The 15,506-nt window shown below is 40.7% G+C and carries 16 protein-coding genes and 2 pseudogenes; 13 read left to right on the top strand and 5 right to left on the bottom strand.

What is annotated here, in order from left to right; translation table 11 throughout:
* The 9 genes from PI95_RS06100 to PI95_RS06060 all read left to right on the top strand — a co-directional run.
* The coding region (locus PI95_RS06100; RefSeq protein WP_163518647.1) for a hypothetical protein at positions 1 to 219 on the top strand (219 nt) is incomplete at its 5' end.
* Between the two features lie 90 nt (positions 220 to 309).
* Positions 310 to 639 carry a hypothetical protein gene (locus tag PI95_RS06095; RefSeq protein WP_039753583.1) on the top strand — a complete coding sequence of 110 codons (330 nt, stop codon included), beginning with the start codon at positions 310 to 312 and terminating at the stop codon, positions 637 to 639.
* Between the two features lie 70 nt (positions 640 to 709).
* On the top strand, positions 710 to 1,255 hold the full coding sequence (locus PI95_RS06090) for a GIY-YIG nuclease family protein (protein WP_039753584.1): 546 nt from the start codon (positions 710 to 712) through the stop codon (positions 1,253 to 1,255).
* 818 nt (positions 1,256 to 2,073) lie between these two features.
* The gene (locus PI95_RS06085) at positions 2,074 to 2,652 is read left to right on the top strand and encodes a helix-turn-helix domain-containing protein (protein WP_039753585.1); all 579 of its coding nucleotides are present in this window, start codon (positions 2,074 to 2,076) and stop codon (positions 2,650 to 2,652) included.
* Between the two features lie 21 nt (positions 2,653 to 2,673).
* Entirely contained in the window at positions 2,674 to 5,397 is a 2,724-nt protein-coding gene (locus tag PI95_RS06080; RefSeq protein ID WP_039753586.1) for a peptidase domain-containing ABC transporter, read from the top strand.
* Positions 5,398 to 5,607: 210 nt separating this feature from the next.
* Positions 5,608 to 7,152, top strand: coding sequence for a beta-barrel domain-containing protein (locus PI95_RS06075; RefSeq protein WP_039753587.1), 1,545 nt, complete (start codon positions 5,608 to 5,610; stop codon positions 7,150 to 7,152).
* 41 nt (positions 7,153 to 7,193) lie between these two features.
* The gene (locus PI95_RS06070; protein ID WP_039753588.1) at positions 7,194 to 7,976 is read left to right on the top strand and encodes a peptidylprolyl isomerase; all 783 of its coding nucleotides are present in this window, start codon (positions 7,194 to 7,196) and stop codon (positions 7,974 to 7,976) included.
* Between the two features lie 149 nt (positions 7,977 to 8,125).
* Entirely contained in the window at positions 8,126 to 8,320 is a 195-nt protein-coding gene (locus PI95_RS06065) for a DUF6888 family protein (RefSeq protein ID WP_039753589.1), read from the top strand.
* Positions 8,307 to 8,501, top strand: coding sequence for a DUF6887 family protein (locus tag PI95_RS06060; RefSeq protein ID WP_163518646.1), 195 nt, complete (start codon positions 8,307 to 8,309; stop codon positions 8,499 to 8,501). The genes PI95_RS06065 and PI95_RS06060 overlap by 14 nt, the downstream gene beginning before the upstream one ends.
* A 420-nt stretch (positions 8,502 to 8,921) precedes the next feature.
* On the opposite strand, the gene PI95_RS06055 is transcribed toward PI95_RS06060, so the two are convergent.
* The 4 genes and pseudogenes from PI95_RS06055 to dapB all read right to left on the bottom strand — a co-directional run bounded on the left by PI95_RS06055 (position 8,922) and on the right by dapB (position 11,560).
* The gene (locus PI95_RS06055; RefSeq protein WP_039753590.1) at positions 8,922 to 9,140 is read right to left on the bottom strand and encodes a hypothetical protein; all 219 of its coding nucleotides are present in this window, start codon (positions 9,138 to 9,140) and stop codon (positions 8,922 to 8,924) included.
* A gap of 606 nt (positions 9,141 to 9,746) precedes the next feature.
* Positions 9,747 to 10,427, bottom strand: a pseudogene (locus PI95_RS06050) (DUF8619 family protein); the annotation flags it as partial.
* Positions 10,421 to 10,600: a hypothetical protein gene (locus tag PI95_RS06045; RefSeq protein ID WP_201280307.1), complete on the bottom strand. Its 180-nt coding sequence runs from the start codon at positions 10,598 to 10,600 to the stop codon at positions 10,421 to 10,423. The gene PI95_RS06045 and the pseudogene PI95_RS06050, both read right to left, overlap by 7 nt.
* A 132-nt stretch (positions 10,601 to 10,732) precedes the next feature.
* The gene (dapB, locus tag PI95_RS06040; RefSeq protein ID WP_039753591.1) at positions 10,733 to 11,560 is read right to left on the bottom strand and encodes a 4-hydroxy-tetrahydrodipicolinate reductase; all 828 of its coding nucleotides are present in this window, start codon (positions 11,558 to 11,560) and stop codon (positions 10,733 to 10,735) included.
* Positions 11,561 to 11,852: 292 nt separating this feature from the next.
* Between dapB and PI95_RS06035 the strand changes: the two genes are divergently transcribed.
* The gene (locus PI95_RS06035) at positions 11,853 to 12,218 is read left to right on the top strand and encodes a hypothetical protein (protein ID WP_039753593.1); all 366 of its coding nucleotides are present in this window, start codon (positions 11,853 to 11,855) and stop codon (positions 12,216 to 12,218) included.
* A gap of 344 nt (positions 12,219 to 12,562) precedes the next feature.
* On the opposite strand, the pseudogene psaK reads toward PI95_RS06035, so the two are convergent.
* A pseudogene (psaK, locus tag PI95_RS06030) lies at positions 12,563 to 12,824 on the bottom strand (photosystem I reaction center subunit PsaK).
* 285 nt (positions 12,825 to 13,109) lie between these two features.
* Here psaK and PI95_RS06025 point away from each other — a divergent pair.
* The 3 genes from PI95_RS06025 to PI95_RS06015 all read left to right on the top strand — a co-directional run bounded on the left by PI95_RS06025 (position 13,110) and on the right by PI95_RS06015 (position 15,457).
* Complete coding sequence (locus tag PI95_RS06025; RefSeq protein ID WP_039753595.1) at positions 13,110 to 13,511, top strand: hypothetical protein; 402 nt, start codon at positions 13,110 to 13,112, stop codon at positions 13,509 to 13,511.
* A gap of 480 nt (positions 13,512 to 13,991) precedes the next feature.
* On the top strand, positions 13,992 to 14,432 hold the full coding sequence (locus PI95_RS06020; RefSeq protein WP_039753599.1) for a SufE family protein: 441 nt from the start codon (positions 13,992 to 13,994) through the stop codon (positions 14,430 to 14,432).
* A gap of 128 nt (positions 14,433 to 14,560) precedes the next feature.
* The gene (locus tag PI95_RS06015) at positions 14,561 to 15,457 is read left to right on the top strand and encodes an alpha/beta fold hydrolase (RefSeq protein ID WP_039754224.1); all 897 of its coding nucleotides are present in this window, start codon (positions 14,561 to 14,563) and stop codon (positions 15,455 to 15,457) included.
* Positions 15,458 to 15,506: the final 49 nt, after the last annotated feature.

The following is a 15,506-nucleotide window of genomic DNA, read 5'->3' as shown; positions in this document are numbered from 1 at the left end:
TTATGCAAAGTTGCCGTTGGCGTTCGCGAAGCGTCTCGAAGAGAAGCCTCTCGTTCGCGCAAGCGTCTCCCTTTGGGAGAAGAGAAGGCATCAAAGCGCATCCTCGACAGTGGGTGCGTCACGGTTTCCGTGCGCCCAACTTTTAAAGAAGCGATCGCTCTTAATATACCCGCACTTGGTGAGTCAGTCGCAGTCTTCAAGGGTTCGGGGAGACGCTAAAAGCGAAGGCGGTTCCCGTCGATTGCGAACTGACACTCCCCGGAGGGTCAATATCATCACGAAGATCGCTAATAAATATCTGTAAGAAAAATGCCTTTTAAAATCATCCAAAACTTTGATAGCAGTTTCACTCTGGAACCTGAGCTTCAAAAAAGCCTTTTCAGCTTGTTGACTAGCGAAGCCTTTTTAAAGCAAGTTTGTCAACAACTGAACTGCGAAAAAGTTGAGTTTACAGAATTGCTTTTTCAACCAGTTCCTTATAGCTTAACTACTCCCAAAGGGATGCCAGGCGAATTTGAAAAATATCATGATAATAGCGAATACGCAATTATTAACGTCCCGCCAAACTTCATGTTTAATGCCAAAATATTCAAACCCAGTCGCCTCTGTGCAATTTACCGGAAAATAGGTAATAGGTAATGGGTAATCGAGAATGGAAAGTTTTATAACTCGCGACTGCCTCACAATTAGCAATTATTGAACTTAATTTATGACAACTGAAACAAATATTTCTTCTTTAGCGACTCTGGAATATATTGCTTACATTGACGATAACGGTCAGTTACCCGAACAATTTCAAAGTAAAATAGGAGTTTATGCAATTTTTGATCGAGAAAAAGTGCTGCAATTTGTTGGCTATTCTCGCGATGTATATCTTAGCTTAAAACAGCATTTAGTACGTCAACCTCAAAATTGCTATTGGGTAAAAGTCCAAACCATTGAGCGTCCTAGCCGCGCCGTTTTAGAAAACATTGAAAATGCGTGGATTGCCGAAAATAACAGTGTTCCTTTGGGAAATGCCGAACAAAAAGAAAAATGGACGCAGCCGATTGATGCTAAAGCGGTAATGACACCTGAAGAACAGGCAAATTATTCTAATCCACTAATAGATGATATGGCGCAAGTTAAAATTATTAAAAATGTGGCGCGACGAGTAGAAGCTGAAATTTTAGAAGTGTTGCAAGCGCGTGGGTTGCGTCTTCAAATTCGCTTTAATCCTAAGTTGAAAGAAGAAGGATTACTCGATTTGAAGTGAAAAGAGGGGCTAGGGCGTGTTGAGTGCTTTTGCAAAGCGCCTTCACCTCTTCAATGCCAAACTACTACAACGGAATGTAACTTAGTATCAGTTGCGTAAGTCTTAATTAATTTGTGACGACGACAAATAATTTATGATTCGACAGTAAAAATTAATACCAAATATTGTTTTTATAAATTTATATCTTTAGATAGATGCGGAAAGAATAAGTTTTCCTTGATATTTAATTGAGAAGTTAAGATAAGTTTTAGTTAAAAATTTGCTTTTTAATTCAGCAAGTCTTGACATCATGTAGGGTTAGCGACTAAAACAAAACAGTGCGTGAATACACAGTTTTATGCTTTGTTGCTTCCATGATTAACTTGGTTTTCAGCTCGCTTCTGATTTATCAAAATCTGCTGATAAAAAGTTGCTTAATCTAATTAGTCTACTGCATCACCAGGGATAATTATATCAAGTCCAGCTAATCACTTGATATACAGCTTGCAGTGGTAATTAGCGATTTGTGATTACTTCTAAATCATTAGCTCTACTTTATCTAAATCAAATAAGGCAAATCTTGTCTGCAAAGTATTCGTTTCTAGCTTTGTAGCAAAAAACTTTTCTTACGTTACTGGTTTTGCCAAAATGGGAAAAGTCAAAGCCTAAATTCCATAAACGTTTAAGTTGACGCGATCGCCTCAACGTGGAAAATGGATAAAGTCAAGATTAGAGCATGTGAGTGAAAGTATCTATAATACCTATGCTGTATTGCTTTGCAGAACCTGAAAGCTACCTAGCAAAGCGGAATTTTGATTTTGGATTTAGTAATCAATTCTATGTCACGAAATTCCTTTCAAGACAATGAAAGTAAGTTTTTAACGCCTCATCAACACAAGGATTTATTGAAGAATTTGCAAGCTAATTTGCAACCAGAATACCGTCGGCGGCTAGAAATTATGTTGCTGGCAGATATGGGGAAATCGCAAACCGAAATCTGCCAAATTTTAGGTTGTTCTCAGGAAATGGCACGTTATTGGATTACTATTGCTAAAGCAGGTTTAGTAGAGCAATGGCAGCAACGAACGATAGGCAGACCTAAAACTGTAAATGAACAATATATCCAAAGATTAAAAGAATTGCTGAGTCATAGCCCACGGAAGTATGGCTACGCATTTAGTAGTTGGACATCTCAATGGTTGAGCAAACATTTGGCAACTGAATTTGGGATTGAAATCAGCGATCGCCACATTAATCGATTACTCAAAGAAATGGGTCTAGGTACACAAAAAAAACGCTTATCAAAACAAGCAGCAACTCAAGACACAAAGGCAACTGGCGTTAAAATCTGTGACTTACAATCTCACAGCGATCCTAGTTTATATCAGTCATTCAATGTAATTCAAATTAATAACTAAACTTGGGATAAAGGAGAAGGAATGCCATCAATATTGTCCCAAGAACAACTAGGTGAATTACTGACTACCACCTTGGGTGAGAAGCTTTCAGATAGGGAATTACAGAATTGTTGGGCAAAAATTGAAATTGTTGAACCACCAGTAGCAAAACTGTTCTGGCAATCAAAAGATGCCCGAAAGGGAATTTATCTAGTTCTTAAAGGTAAAGTCAGATTACTAGATAGTTCTGGCAACTTAATCTCCACCCTAACAGCAGGGTCATCATTTGGTGAAATGACCTTGTTTGCAGAAGAAGACTTTAGCCCTTATGCTGCCAGGGCTTCATCTAACTTAAAACTCTGTTATCTCAACACAGATGTATTGCAGACTTTGATGGATAAATACCCCAAAATCTGCGATCGCCTATTGAAGCGTGCAGAATGTTGGGATTTGCTGTTAAAGCAACAGCCCAATACTCATGGGGAAGACAATCACCAATCTTCAATTGCCAACGTCATTCCCTTTCCCACAAACCAAAGCCCGAAAAAGAAGCAACGACGTGCTTATTTTCCAACTCCTCAAGTAAAAGCAAGACATATATGGGCACAGCTAACTAAACGCTATCCCTTTTTTGAACAACAAAGCGCTTCAGATTGTGGTGTCGCTTGCCTAGTCATGATTGGTCGCTATTGGGGTAAGCGCTTTAACATCAACAGATTGCGGGATTTAGCCAACGTCAATCGCATCGGGGTTTCTCTGCGAGGATTAGCCACCGCAGCCGAAAGTATTGGTTTTGCTAGCCGTCCAGTCAAAGCCAGCCTGGACAAATTAGCACAGCAACCCCTACCCGCGATCGCCCATTGGGAAGGTAATCATTACATCGTCGTCTATGAAATTACCAAAAAACAGGTGATTGTCGGCGATCCGGCGATCGGTCAACGTACCCTCACTCATCATCAATTCCAAGCCGGGTGGACTGGTTACGCTTTATTATCGCAACCTACTGCCATTTTGAAAGAAAGCGAACAAGCAAATACACCATTCTGGCAGTTATTTGAATTAGTCAAACCACATTGGCAAGTACTACTAGAAGTCTTCATCGCTTCGGTATTTATCCAGTTGTTTGGATTGATTATGCCTCTATTTACTCAGTTACTTTTAGACAGAGTAATTGTCCAGGGTAGTACTCTCACTTTAAACGCGGTTGGGTTTGGTTTGTTGATTTTTAGCTTGTTCCGCGTTGCCCTTAACGGACTGCGACAATATCTACTAGATCACACAGCAAACCGAATCGGAGTAGCGCTGATGGTAGGTTTTATTAAACATACCTTCCTTTTACCCCTAGCCTTTTTTGAGTCGCGTTACGTCGGTGATATTATTTCTCGCGTTCAAGAAAATCAGAAAATTCAGCGCTTTCTCACAGGTGAAGCACTGTCCATCATTCTGGATTTAGTGACAGTATTTATCTATGTGGGATTGATGTTTTGGTATAGCTGGCAAATGGCAATGCTAGCCTTGGCAATTGTACCGCCATTTTTTATTTTGGCACTGGTTGCTACACCATTCTTTCGCCGGGTCAGCCGGGAAATTTTTAATGCCTTAGCTAAGGAGAATAGTTATTTAATTCAATCACTTTCAGGCATTCGCTCAATTCGTTCGATGGCAATTGAGCAGACAGTGCGCTGGCGTTGGGAAGAACTGTTGAATAATTTGACTAAAAAAATGTTTGGTGGACAGGTAATTGGCAACCAAATGCAAATTTTTAGTTCTATTATTGAATCTCTAGCAACTACAGCATTACTGTGGTATGGAGCATGGTTAGTAATTCAAAATCAACTAACAATTGGGCAACTAGTTGCTTTTAATATGTTATTAGGTAACGTTATTAATCCTTTCAAACGGCTCACAGTACTGTGGAATCAAGTGCAAGAAGTGATTATTTCCACTGAACGGATTAATGATGTTCTCGAAGCAGAACCAGAAGAAGACTTACAGCATCAACCACGTCAATATTTAGCGAGAATTAGCGGTCATATTCGCTTTGAAAATATAACCTTCCGCTATCATCCAGATAGTGATATTAACGTCCTAGAAAACCTGAATTTTGAAATTCAGCCTCTTCAAACGGTAGCACTTGTAGGGCGTAGTGGTTCGGGAAAAACTACCCTTGCCAAAATGATTTTAGGTTTATATACCCCTACAGATGGCAAAATTTTGATTGATGGTCATGATGTAACGAGTCTTTCTTTGCGATCGCTTCGAGAGCAAATCGGTGTTGTCGATCAAGATACTTTCTTATTTGGCGGTACAATTCGAGAAAACATTAGCATTGCTCTCCCAGAAGCCTCCTTAGAAGAGATTATCGAGGTAGCGCGTTTAGCTGGTGCAGATGAATTTATTCAACAATTACCAATGGGTTATGAAACCCAAATTGGCGAAGGTGGCGGTATGCTTTCTGGCGGACAACGCCAACGTCTAGCAATTGCTCGTGCAATGCTTGGTAATCCTCGCTTATTGATTTTCGACGAAGCTACCAGTCACCTAGATGCAGAATCAGAACGCATCATTCAAAACAATTTAAAAACAATTCTCCAAGGACGTACCAGCTTAATTATTGCCCATCGACTCTCTACCATCCGCAATGCTGACTTAATTTTGGTGTTAGATCGCGGCTTATTGATAGAAAGCGGTACTCATGAAGAATTAATTACTAAAAAAGGTCATTACTACTACCTCAATCAACAACAACTCGCCCAAGCAAGTTGATTTACTCCCTTCCCGTTACAAGATTACCTACTCTCTTTTCTTTCTTGGGGTTCTTGGCGTCTTCTCCTTCGGAGACGCGAAGCGCGAAGGCGGTTCGTTAAAAAAGTTTAGAAATACATGTAGGGGAGCCAGCCAGTAGGGTGCGTTAGGCTTCGCCGTAACACACCCTACGGTACCTCATTTTGTTCAAAAATCAAATAGTAGTCCTATATGCCTAATAGAGTTAGTAATTCAACATCGGTATCAACCCCAACTAATGATGAGCAAGCAATCAGCACGAAAGCAACTAATTCAGTTGAAGAAAATCATGCTAATTCTGCAAATTCTCACGATTGGTATTACGGTACAGAAGAACTACTAGATGCATTACCAAGACGTTGGACACGTTCTTTGTTGTATTTTCTGGTAATTTTTAGTGCGATCGCTTTGCCTTGGTCGATGCTATCGCAAGTCGATGAGACAGGAAGCGCTAGAGGTCGTATTGAACCATTAGGAGAAACCCAAAGATTAGACACTCCAGTTGGTGGCAATATTATTGCTATCAAGGTGAAAGAAGGTGAAACCGTCAAAGCTGGGCAGTTACTAGTAGAACTAGAGTCGAATGTACTACGAACCGATTTACAACAAGTACAGGCAAAGCTAGACGGACTAATAAATCGACTAGCACAACTAAAACTAGTTAAAAATCAATTACGACTAGCAATTAGTGTTCAAGAACAACAAAACCAATCCCAAGAATTAGAAAAAATTTCCCAAATTAATCAGGTACAGCAAAATCTAGATGCGAAACAGAGTACTTATAACTTACAAAAATTGGAAAAATTGGCTTTAGTTGATCAGGCAAAACAAAATCTGAGTTCTACTCAGACTGCCTATAACTTAGCTAAAAGCCGTTGGAATAAAGATTTAACAGAAGTTAAGCGCTATCGTCTACTTTGGCAAAAGGGTGCTGTTCCTCAAATCAAAGTTGTGGAACTAGAAAAAATTGCCGAAGAAAGTCAAAGAGTAAACGAGCAAACACAATCTGATATCAAACAGGCAAAGCTACGCTTTCAAGAAGAACAAAACCGCTATCAATCAATTATGCGCCAAGCGCAAGCAGATATTGAACAAGCAAAACTAAGATTGCAAGAACAGAAAAGCAGTTATAAAAGTGTAGTTCATGCTGGGAAAATATCTGTGTTGAAAAATCAGGAACAACTGAAAGATATGCAAACACAAATTACCAGCTTGTCATCAGAAATTGCTCAAACTAAAAGCCAGATAGCTGCGATAAAACTACAATTAACGCAACGATTAATGAAATCACCGATTGATGGTGTAATTTTCAACTTGCCCATCAAAAAGCCTGGTGTAGTTGTCCAAACTGGTCAGACGATCGCCCAAATTGCTCCCAAGAAAATTCCGTTTGTCCTTAAAGCGAATATGCCAAGCCAAGAAAGTGGTTTTTTGAAGGTAGGAATGGCAGCGAAAGTCAAGTTTGATGCCTATCCATTTCAAGATTATGGAGTAGTTACAGGGAAGGTGATTCGGGTGTCACCAGACTCCAAAATACTGGAAACACCCCAAGGAAAAATAGAAGTTTTTGAGATGGAAATATCTCTGAATCAATCTAATATCCAATCTGGTAACAAACCTATTCCCTTAACACCTGGTCAAACAGCAACGGCAGAGGTGATTGTTCGTCAGAGACGTGTGATTGATTTCATTTTAGATCCGTTTAAAAAGCTGCAAAAAGGTGGTTTAGACCTTTAGTAGGTAGTCGATAAAATTAATTCAAATTCTGTGAGGAAAAAATGTTAAATGTAATGAATGTGTCTCAAAAAGAGATGATTGACCAACTTAAATTATCCTGCAAAATTCCTGGATTATTGGAGGCGATCGCTACTCGTCAAATTATTGCTGATGCAGCCACATATGCCGGGATCAAAGTAGAATTAGAAGAACTTCAACAAGCGGCTGATGCTTTGCGAGCAGCCAACAGACTAATCAAAGCTGAAGACACTTGGACATGGCTTGAAAAACATTATCTTTCTGTGGAAGATTTTGAACAATTAGCAGAAATCAACTTGATATCTGTCAAGTTAGCGCAACATTTATTTGCAGACAAAATCGAGCCACGCTTTTATGAAAATCAACTAGATTATCTAGCAGCAGTCACCTATGAAGTTATCTTAGAAGATGAAGATTTAGCTTGGGAACTGTTTTATGCAGTCACTGAAGGTGAAATCACTTTCCAAGATGTTACTCGTCAACATATTCAAAATCTAGAACTTCGTCGTGCTGGTGGATATCGTGGAATCAAACATCGTCACGAATTTAAACCAGATATTGCTGCTGCGGTCTTTGTTGCTAATCCTCCTGAGTTACTTAAACCTATTGCGATCGCACAAAAAGTTCATCTAATTTGGGTTGAGGAAATCATCCAGCCAAAATTAGACCAGCAGTTGCGGTTGAAGATTATGAGTGAGTTGTTTTCTGATTGGTTAAAGCAACAAATCGCGCAAGTCGAAATTATTCCTCATTTTGAATCAGATTCCTATTCTCAACCAGTTCAGGATTTGCTGAAGATAGCTTAACGTGAGTTCGACGAAGTTAAAAAACAGCAGGAGGTAGTGCAGGTAAGTCTTTGGGGTTTGGCTGGTTTGGATTTTGTTCCGGCAGGAATCCCCAAAGCGGTGTGTTATTTTCGTTGTGATTGAAAGATATTGTAAAAATATTTTGGTAAATGCCAACTTATGAGCAGGCGATCGCCTCAGTCTGCGTTTGTCAATCTCTTTCAGACATGTTACAGCCTATCCACTTGTTTAGATATGATGCATCCTATAAATATATTTTTATACTAGCTGGTATTAATGAGGGGATAGAAATCATCATTTTTCAAGATGGAAACTGGGAGTTTTACGAAGATGACCAAGCCTGATTTTACCCAAATGACTCGTAAAGAATTAAAAAGTTATATTATACAACACCCCACTGACGATGAGGCAATTAGAGAATTGTTTATCAATCGTCGCAGTCCTAACGCTAAAACCTATCCTTTCCCTTATAACATGACTAAAGAGGAGTTAACAGAGATTTTTCGCCCTAAAAACACCAATTAACTGCCAATGAGATCGCCCGATATTGACGAAGATTATGACTTCAAATCCCGTCGAACTCACGTTAGCTTAATAAACTTTTGATTTTATATGTTTATTAACCAGATGCTCAATATGACATCTGGTTACAATGTCATTTATAAAATAGACATCTCCGAAAAAGAATGTAGAGACGTGATGTTCCTCGCGTCTTTATAAAGTTCTGGATAACACATATTTAATTTCTGGAGATGTCTAATGAATGGTGCGTTACGGCTAAAGCCGTAACGCACCCTACGAGAGACACTGTATTTAAATTTTGCCCTTAAATAAAAAAATACCATTTTTTTGTATAAATTTTACCAGAAATTATATGATGTAATTATAGTGTTTATGGTAAAAAATTTACAAAATGGTATAACTCTTATTAAGATTGCTATTTAGTTATTTCGCTAAATAGTCGATCAAGAAATCTACTACTTTATCAGATGTTTTGAGGAATGCTGTTGCGAATTTTTCATAGCTGCTTAGTATTCCAACTAAAAGTCCAAATGCAGCCTGCTTGTCAAAACCACCGTTTACAGACGCAGCTTCAGTTTCAGCAACTTCATTGATGAAGGAATTGGAGTCGATCGCCAAGTCGGAAATTGTGATTCTAGACATGATTGTTGTACCTGGGATAAGTAATTTGTGTTGGAATTAAGCTTTTGTTTGCTTAACTCTTGAATCTATCTTCGGCGATATAAAATGTGAATTCAATAGCTGAAAAGAGGAGATAAGACATAACTAAAGGAATTTTGTCTCCAGGTTTATAAGATTGAAAAAATATCAGCGGTCTAGAGTTTCTATTTATTTATAATCCATAGCGTTTTGGTGGATAAAAATTACTTGAAGACATAATTCCAGGAGTTTTGTCCTTAAAACTTGGTTGTGGTGAAAAAACAGCAATTTTCTGCCAGGACTTACGCCAAATTATGAAAGATAATTTCATTCTTCTGGTTTACGGCGCCGGCGGGGTCTATCTTGGTCATCACGCGAGTTGTATTCAGAATTTTCTATCCTGCGGCGTCTGGGTGTTTCGTCTTGCTCATCATCACGCGAGTTGTATTCAGAATTTTCTATCCTGCGACGCCTGGGTGTTTCGTCTTGTTCATCACGCGAGTTGTATTCGGAATTTTCTATCCTGCGACGCCTGGGTGTTTCGTCTTGTTCATCACGCGAGTTGTATTCGGAATTTTCTATCCTGCGACGCCTGGGTCTATCTTCGTCATCTTGAAAATCGCGACGTCGGCGTCTAGGTCTATCTTGGTCATCACGTAAGCGATCGCTCACTTCGTTAAAGAAATCCCGGCGCAAAAAAGGATAATCGCTGACCCACAAATTGCTACTGGGAATATAAATATCGCTGATTTGGTCAATTGTGCTTAAATCAGAGCGATTGGACATAACGAGCATTTCTGCTATTTGACCACGAGCGATCGCTTTATGATAAGGACGTAATGGTGCTTTAAACTCGGCGGTAAATCCTGTATCATCGCCCAATTCTAAATTAATCCACTTTTCCCTATTTTCCACAATCACCAATTCGCCTCTATTGTTGACTGTTTCCTGTTTACCAATCAACTCTTCTGTAAGCCACCAATCCAGCACTCGACCGCGAAAAAAGCCACTATATTTATAATTGCGGTATTTAGCATTACGCACACTTGCCCAAAATACTGGTCCCCAAAACCAGTAAAGAGATGCCACAAATCCTAGCAAAAATATTATTGCCCCAAAATTAAGTCCGAAAAGGACTTTCACAAGCAAAAGAACAGCCGCAGATACTACAGAAATTAATAGCCGTTGCAAAAAATCAGGAAACTTCCCCCAATAATATTTATATTGCGGAGAACTAGCAATCCAGGGAACGAGTTGTTCAAATTTCTGGCGAGTCAGTGGAACTAACATGATTTTGTCATTTGTTGGTTGATAGTTGATAGTTGTTGGTTGATGGTTGTTAGTTGATAGTTGTTAGTTGATGGTTGATAGTTGATGGTTGATAGTTGATGGTTGATGGTTGATGGTTGTTGGTTGACGGTTGATAGTTGTTGGTTGACGGTTGACGGTTGATGGTTAACCACTAACCACTAACTACTAACTCCTAACTCCTAACTCCTAACTCCTAACTACTAACCACTAACTCCTAACTCCTAACTCCTAACTCCTAACTCCTAACTCCTAACTCCTAACTCCTAACTCCTAACTCCTAACCACTAGAGTATTTTTTCTAAGCCATATACTAATGACTTTAACTGTAGAACTTTGCGAATTGCCAGTAGTACTCCTGGCATATAGCAAGCGCGATCGCTTGTATCGTGCCTTAAAGTATAAATTTGACCTGCTGCGCCAAAAATCACTTCCTGATGGGCAATCAGTCCCGGTAAGCGCACGCTATGAATTCTAATGCCTTCATCTGCTAAACTTCCCCTAGCTCCTTTTATTTTCTCCGTTTCTTCCACAACAGCAGGGTTAAATCTTTTACCCATTTCTCCTAGCATCTGCGCTGTTTGAATCGCCGTACCGCTGGGTGCATCAGCTTTTTGGTTGTGGTGCAACTCGATAATTTCTACGTGGTCAAAATATTGAGATGCTGTCACAGCTGCTTGTTGCAGCAATACCATACCAATAGAGAAATTAGGAATAATCAGACATCCGGTACTTGCTTTTTCGGCAAAATCTGCTATGTTTTGAATTTGTTGGGGACTTAAGCCAGTGGTACCAACTACAGGACGAATACCGTAGGCGATCGCACTGCGAACATTGTCATAAACTGAATCCGGATGGGTAAAGTCTATCATTACCCCCGGTTGTTTTTCTTGTGCCGCAAACGCTAGCATCGATTCCAACTGATTGGTAATTGGTACTTCCAGCGGTTCACTTAAACCCGCTAGTTCCCCAGCGTCTTTGTCTTGATGTTCTTCTGTTGTGTCAATTGCACCGACTAAAATCATATCAGGCGCTTGCGCTACTGCTTTCACCACCTCACGACCCATTTTGCCAGCAGCACCGATAACAACAACTGGAATAGAAGCTTGTGCCATAACTTGAGAAATGCTTGTAAACCTCACAAGCGAATTGTAGAAGAATTTGGTTATCTAGATCGCTTTTCAAATCTAGAAAGTGCGATCGCACTTTCTATTGTGACTTAATTTACATGGCGCAGGAACTTGAGTAATGCTAAATTAGTCCAAGTCACAGAACAAAAGCGTTTGCGTATCTCAAGGTTTCACGATTTTGGTTAAGTAAATTTGTATAAGTCGTACTAATTAACAACCAAATGATGTGAAAAGATTAATCAGATGCCGGTAACTACAAACATATTATTCCAAGTAAATGAACAAAAAATTTGTCCTTACCTTGCTTTCTACTCCTGTACTGTTTAGCTCCATACTGTCTATAGTCATGATGACCCAGCCTGCTCATGCAAGTCAAACAGGCACCCCAGCGGGAACCCGTCTTTCATGCGTGCGAGATCCCCACACAGCAACTCCTCGTTTTGCATGTGAAAGAGTTAGCAATAGTAATGCTACTCAAGCTAAACCAGCAGTTAAAGTAGCACCAGTTCAACCAAATCAGATTACTGAGCTAGAATTCACCGACGCTGAAAGCGATGAGGCGATAAAATTATTTGGCTGTGATTGTCCTGCCTGCATCAATGCTGTACGTCAGATTCACGGTTTGACTCAGATGGCAAGCTAGCGTGTGAGGTTCGTAGTGAGCCAGCGCGGTCTTCTCCCACTCGTGAGAGGCGCTCCGCAATCGGGGAGGCAGTGCGGTGGACGGGTTCCCCATGAGCGACTGGCGAACCCGTAAAGCGCAGCGTCTCGTTCGCGCAGCGTCTTTGAAGGAGAAGAGAAGGGTGAGCGCTAAAGCGCTCAAATCAAGGACTAAAGTCCTTACTACAAACTTATTCATGTAATATAAAAAGCCAGCTATACATAGGGCAGAATACGAACAATTACTTGAAAAAGAGCCAGAAAGTAACTTTTCTGGCTCTTATTTTGTCTCAAAATAATCAAATTCAGACGAAATTAGGCAAAAATTTAGAGTTGACCGAGGTTATGCAACCCTAAGATTACCCCTACACCTAATAAATGACCAAAGGAAGTAGTTGCTAATAGCGCAGGTAAACCAAAACCACCAAAAAACTTGGATGAAGGCAAAGCTGGTTCTGAACTGGGATACTTGATACTGGATTTACCGAAGGCGATCGCAATCACATTGGGTGAGAATCATAATTATCCCTACTGTCGGACTTTATTGCAACGGCGTTGTGGGAACAGCAAGCAAGGTGGATGTAATCAACTGATTTTCGACAAAATTTTTATTGAATAAAAGTATAATCTGAACTTTGGGTAAACAAATTCAACAGTACACTGGCAATTTGCAGCAATAATTTACAGATTTTGTCATAACTTCATATAATTACCGTCTTGCTCTTTCTCACTCGCTTGTTATCGTATTAGCTTTCCACACCCCACAGGAGAATTGTACGAAAGATATATCAAAAAAGGTACTCTCAAGGGTACTGTCAGAAAATCTACGGATTACCCAAAATGAGGAGACAGAAAACTCATTTTAATAAGTCTTATGTTTCTCCAAACCTTTGGCACGGCGATTGTAGACTATAACTTTGCCGCTAGTCCACCGCCGAACATAGTCTACCTCGCACCCAATATCGGAACGTTCGTTTTAGCCGACAACGGAACCGCTAATTTTGTTTGGCAAAAAGACGAAAAGATTGAGTTTTACTGTGAAAAGCTAGCATATAAGGGAATCCGCACCATCTCAAATGTCAAATATTACGAGTGCGAAATGCTTGTAGAGACATCAATAAGCTGCAAGCAGATGATAAAACTACTGTTTGGTTGCAAGCGTGCAAGCATTGATGACGGATATCGTATCTTTTACCAACGACCCCAAGATGAAGATTATCAGCTTTGGGCTTGGGATGCTCAAACTTTTAAACTGCACAAAAAAGCAGATCGCTAGTACAAGGAGTTCGGAGTTGTAGAGACCTTCGCGGTCGCGTCTGTACAGGAGTAGGAGGTCAAAAACTGCGATCGCGTAAGTTGAGTTTTGCCTACGCAGTGATATCTAGCAACAAATCGCTTTGCCTCTACACACTCCCCAACAAACTGAAGCGGTCTGCCTCGTGCCGGGAGCGGTCTGCCTCGTGCCGGGAGCGGTCTGCCTCGTGCCGGGAGCGGTCTGCCTCGTGCCGGGAGCGGTCTGCCTCGTGCCGGGAGCGGTCTGTTTCGTGCCGGGAGCGGTCTGTTTCGTGCCGGGAGCGGTCTGTTTCGTGACGGGAGCGGTCTGTTTCGTGCCGGGAGCGGTTTCCCTTAAAACTTTTACAGGATGTCAATTGCTCTACCATATTCATAACTTGCCGAATTTTCTTCTTGGCGCGGCAACCAACACCCCAAGGATAATCTAAACTCAAGGTGATAGCGATTATTTCCTGCCTTTGTTATGTCCTCGACTATAGACTCCTTGCCACCAGCTCTTGCTAAAATAGTCCAACGCTTTCAACGCGCTTCTGACCCAAAGCGACGCTACGAACAGTTAATTTGGTACGGACAGAAGCTCAAAGAGTTTCCTTTATCTGATAAAATACCAGAAAACAAAGTTCCAGGTTGCGTTTCTCAGGTTTATATCACAGCAAACTTGGATGATGATAAGGTGGTTTTTCAAGGCGATTCTGATTCTCAGTTAACCAAAGGATTAGTAGGACTTTTGGTTGAAGGGTTGAATGGACTAACACCTACGGAAATTGTCCAACTAACTCCAGATTTTATCCAAGAAACTGGTTTAAATGTTAGCCTGACACCTTCCCGCGCTAATGGGTTTTACAACATTTTCAAAACCATGCAAAAAAAAGCGCTCGAATGTAAGTTAGATATGTCTAATTAGGGACTGGGGAATCGGGAATCGGGAATGGGGAATGGGGAATGGGGAATGGGGAATGGGGAATAGAACAAACAATAGTTATCAATTACCAATTACCAATTACCAATTACCAATTACCAAAATCTAATCTGATGTCAACTGATTTATTATCTCCTGCTGTCGGCATTGGTGGTGTAGTTCAAGAATATCTCTGTCTCTTGGAAAACCAGCAATTGCGCGTTGTTTATGAAACTTTGGGTACAGGTTCGCCGATATTATTGCTTCCAGCTTTCAGTACTGTTTCCATGCGATCGGAAATGGGCGAACTTGCCAAGCTTTTATCTCCACATTTTCAAGTTGTCGCTGTAGATTGGCTTGGTTTTGGAGAATCGTCACGCGCCAGTTTAGATTATCGACCTGAATTATATCACCAATTTCTGCAAGATTTTGTCAAATCGATTTTTAATACGCCAATTGCAGTAATTGGAGCTGGACATGCTGCCAGTTATGTGCTGCAATTAGCTGTTAATCAGCCAGATGTTGTTTCGCGAATTGTGTTGTTAGCCCCGACTTGGCGAGGTCCTTTGCCGACAATGGGGGCAAGTCAGCAGATTGCGGGTATGTTTAGAGGATTAGTGCGATCGCCTATTCTCGGTCAAGCTCTCTACAAGCTCAACACTACACCATCTTTCTTAAGTTTGATGTACCGCCGCCACGTTTACGCCGATTCTGCTATACTTACACCCAGTTTCATTCAGCATAAGTGGCGCAACACTCAACAGCCTGGAGCAAGATTTGCTCCCGCAGCTTTCGTCACCGGCAACCTCGACGCAGTACGCAGCCAAGCTGATTTTCTCGCTCTGGCAAAGCGTTTGTCTGTACCGCTGATGGTGATAATTGGGGAATCTAGTCCCCCCAAATCAAAAGCAGATATGGAAGCTTTAGCAGCTTTGCCAGGAGTTAAAAGCGCTGTTATCCCTGGTTCTCTGGGACTGCATGAAGAATACCCCGCAGTCGTTATAGAAGCAGTTCAGGATTTTTTGGGCTGAGAAATTCCCGACTTTTTGAAGAAGTCGGGAATCTGACCAACCTAACTTA

The organism is Hassallia byssoidea VB512170 (assembly GCF_000817785.2).
Lineage (GTDB): Bacteria > Cyanobacteriota > Cyanobacteriia > Cyanobacteriales > Nostocaceae > Hassallia > Hassallia carrinoi.
This window is presented reverse-complemented; position numbering and strand designations above follow the sequence as displayed.

Bases quoted from the DNA above. Each gene is read 5' to 3' on its own strand.
- PI95_RS06095 (WP_039753583.1), top strand. From the start codon at position 310: ATGCCTTTTAAAATCATCCAAAACTTTGATAGCAGTTTCACTCTGGAA.
- PI95_RS06090 (WP_039753584.1), top strand. From the start codon at position 710: ATGACAACTGAAACAAATATTTCTTCTTTAGCGACTCTGGAATATATT.
- PI95_RS06085 (WP_039753585.1), top strand. From the start codon at position 2,074: ATGTCACGAAATTCCTTTCAAGACAATGAAAGTAAGTTTTTAACGCCT.
- PI95_RS06080 (WP_039753586.1), top strand. From the start codon at position 2,674: ATGCCATCAATATTGTCCCAAGAACAACTAGGTGAATTACTGACTACC.
- PI95_RS06075 (WP_039753587.1), top strand. From the start codon at position 5,608: ATGCCTAATAGAGTTAGTAATTCAACATCGGTATCAACCCCAACTAAT.
- PI95_RS06070 (WP_039753588.1), top strand. From the start codon at position 7,194: ATGTTAAATGTAATGAATGTGTCTCAAAAAGAGATGATTGACCAACTT.
- PI95_RS06065 (WP_039753589.1), top strand. From the start codon at position 8,126: ATGCCAACTTATGAGCAGGCGATCGCCTCAGTCTGCGTTTGTCAATCT.
- PI95_RS06060 (WP_163518646.1), top strand. From the start codon at position 8,307: ATGACCAAGCCTGATTTTACCCAAATGACTCGTAAAGAATTAAAAAGT.
- PI95_RS06055 (WP_039753590.1), bottom strand. From the start codon at position 9,140: ATGTCTAGAATCACAATTTCCGACTTGGCGATCGACTCCAATTCCTTC.
- dapB (WP_039753591.1), bottom strand. From the start codon at position 11,560: ATGGCACAAGCTTCTATTCCAGTTGTTGTTATCGGTGCTGCTGGCAAA.
- PI95_RS06035 (WP_039753593.1), top strand. From the start codon at position 11,853: ATGAACAAAAAATTTGTCCTTACCTTGCTTTCTACTCCTGTACTGTTT.
- PI95_RS06025 (WP_039753595.1), top strand. From the start codon at position 13,110: ATGTTTCTCCAAACCTTTGGCACGGCGATTGTAGACTATAACTTTGCC.
- PI95_RS06020 (WP_039753599.1), top strand. From the start codon at position 13,992: ATGTCCTCGACTATAGACTCCTTGCCACCAGCTCTTGCTAAAATAGTC.
- PI95_RS06015 (WP_039754224.1), top strand. From the start codon at position 14,561: ATGTCAACTGATTTATTATCTCCTGCTGTCGGCATTGGTGGTGTAGTT.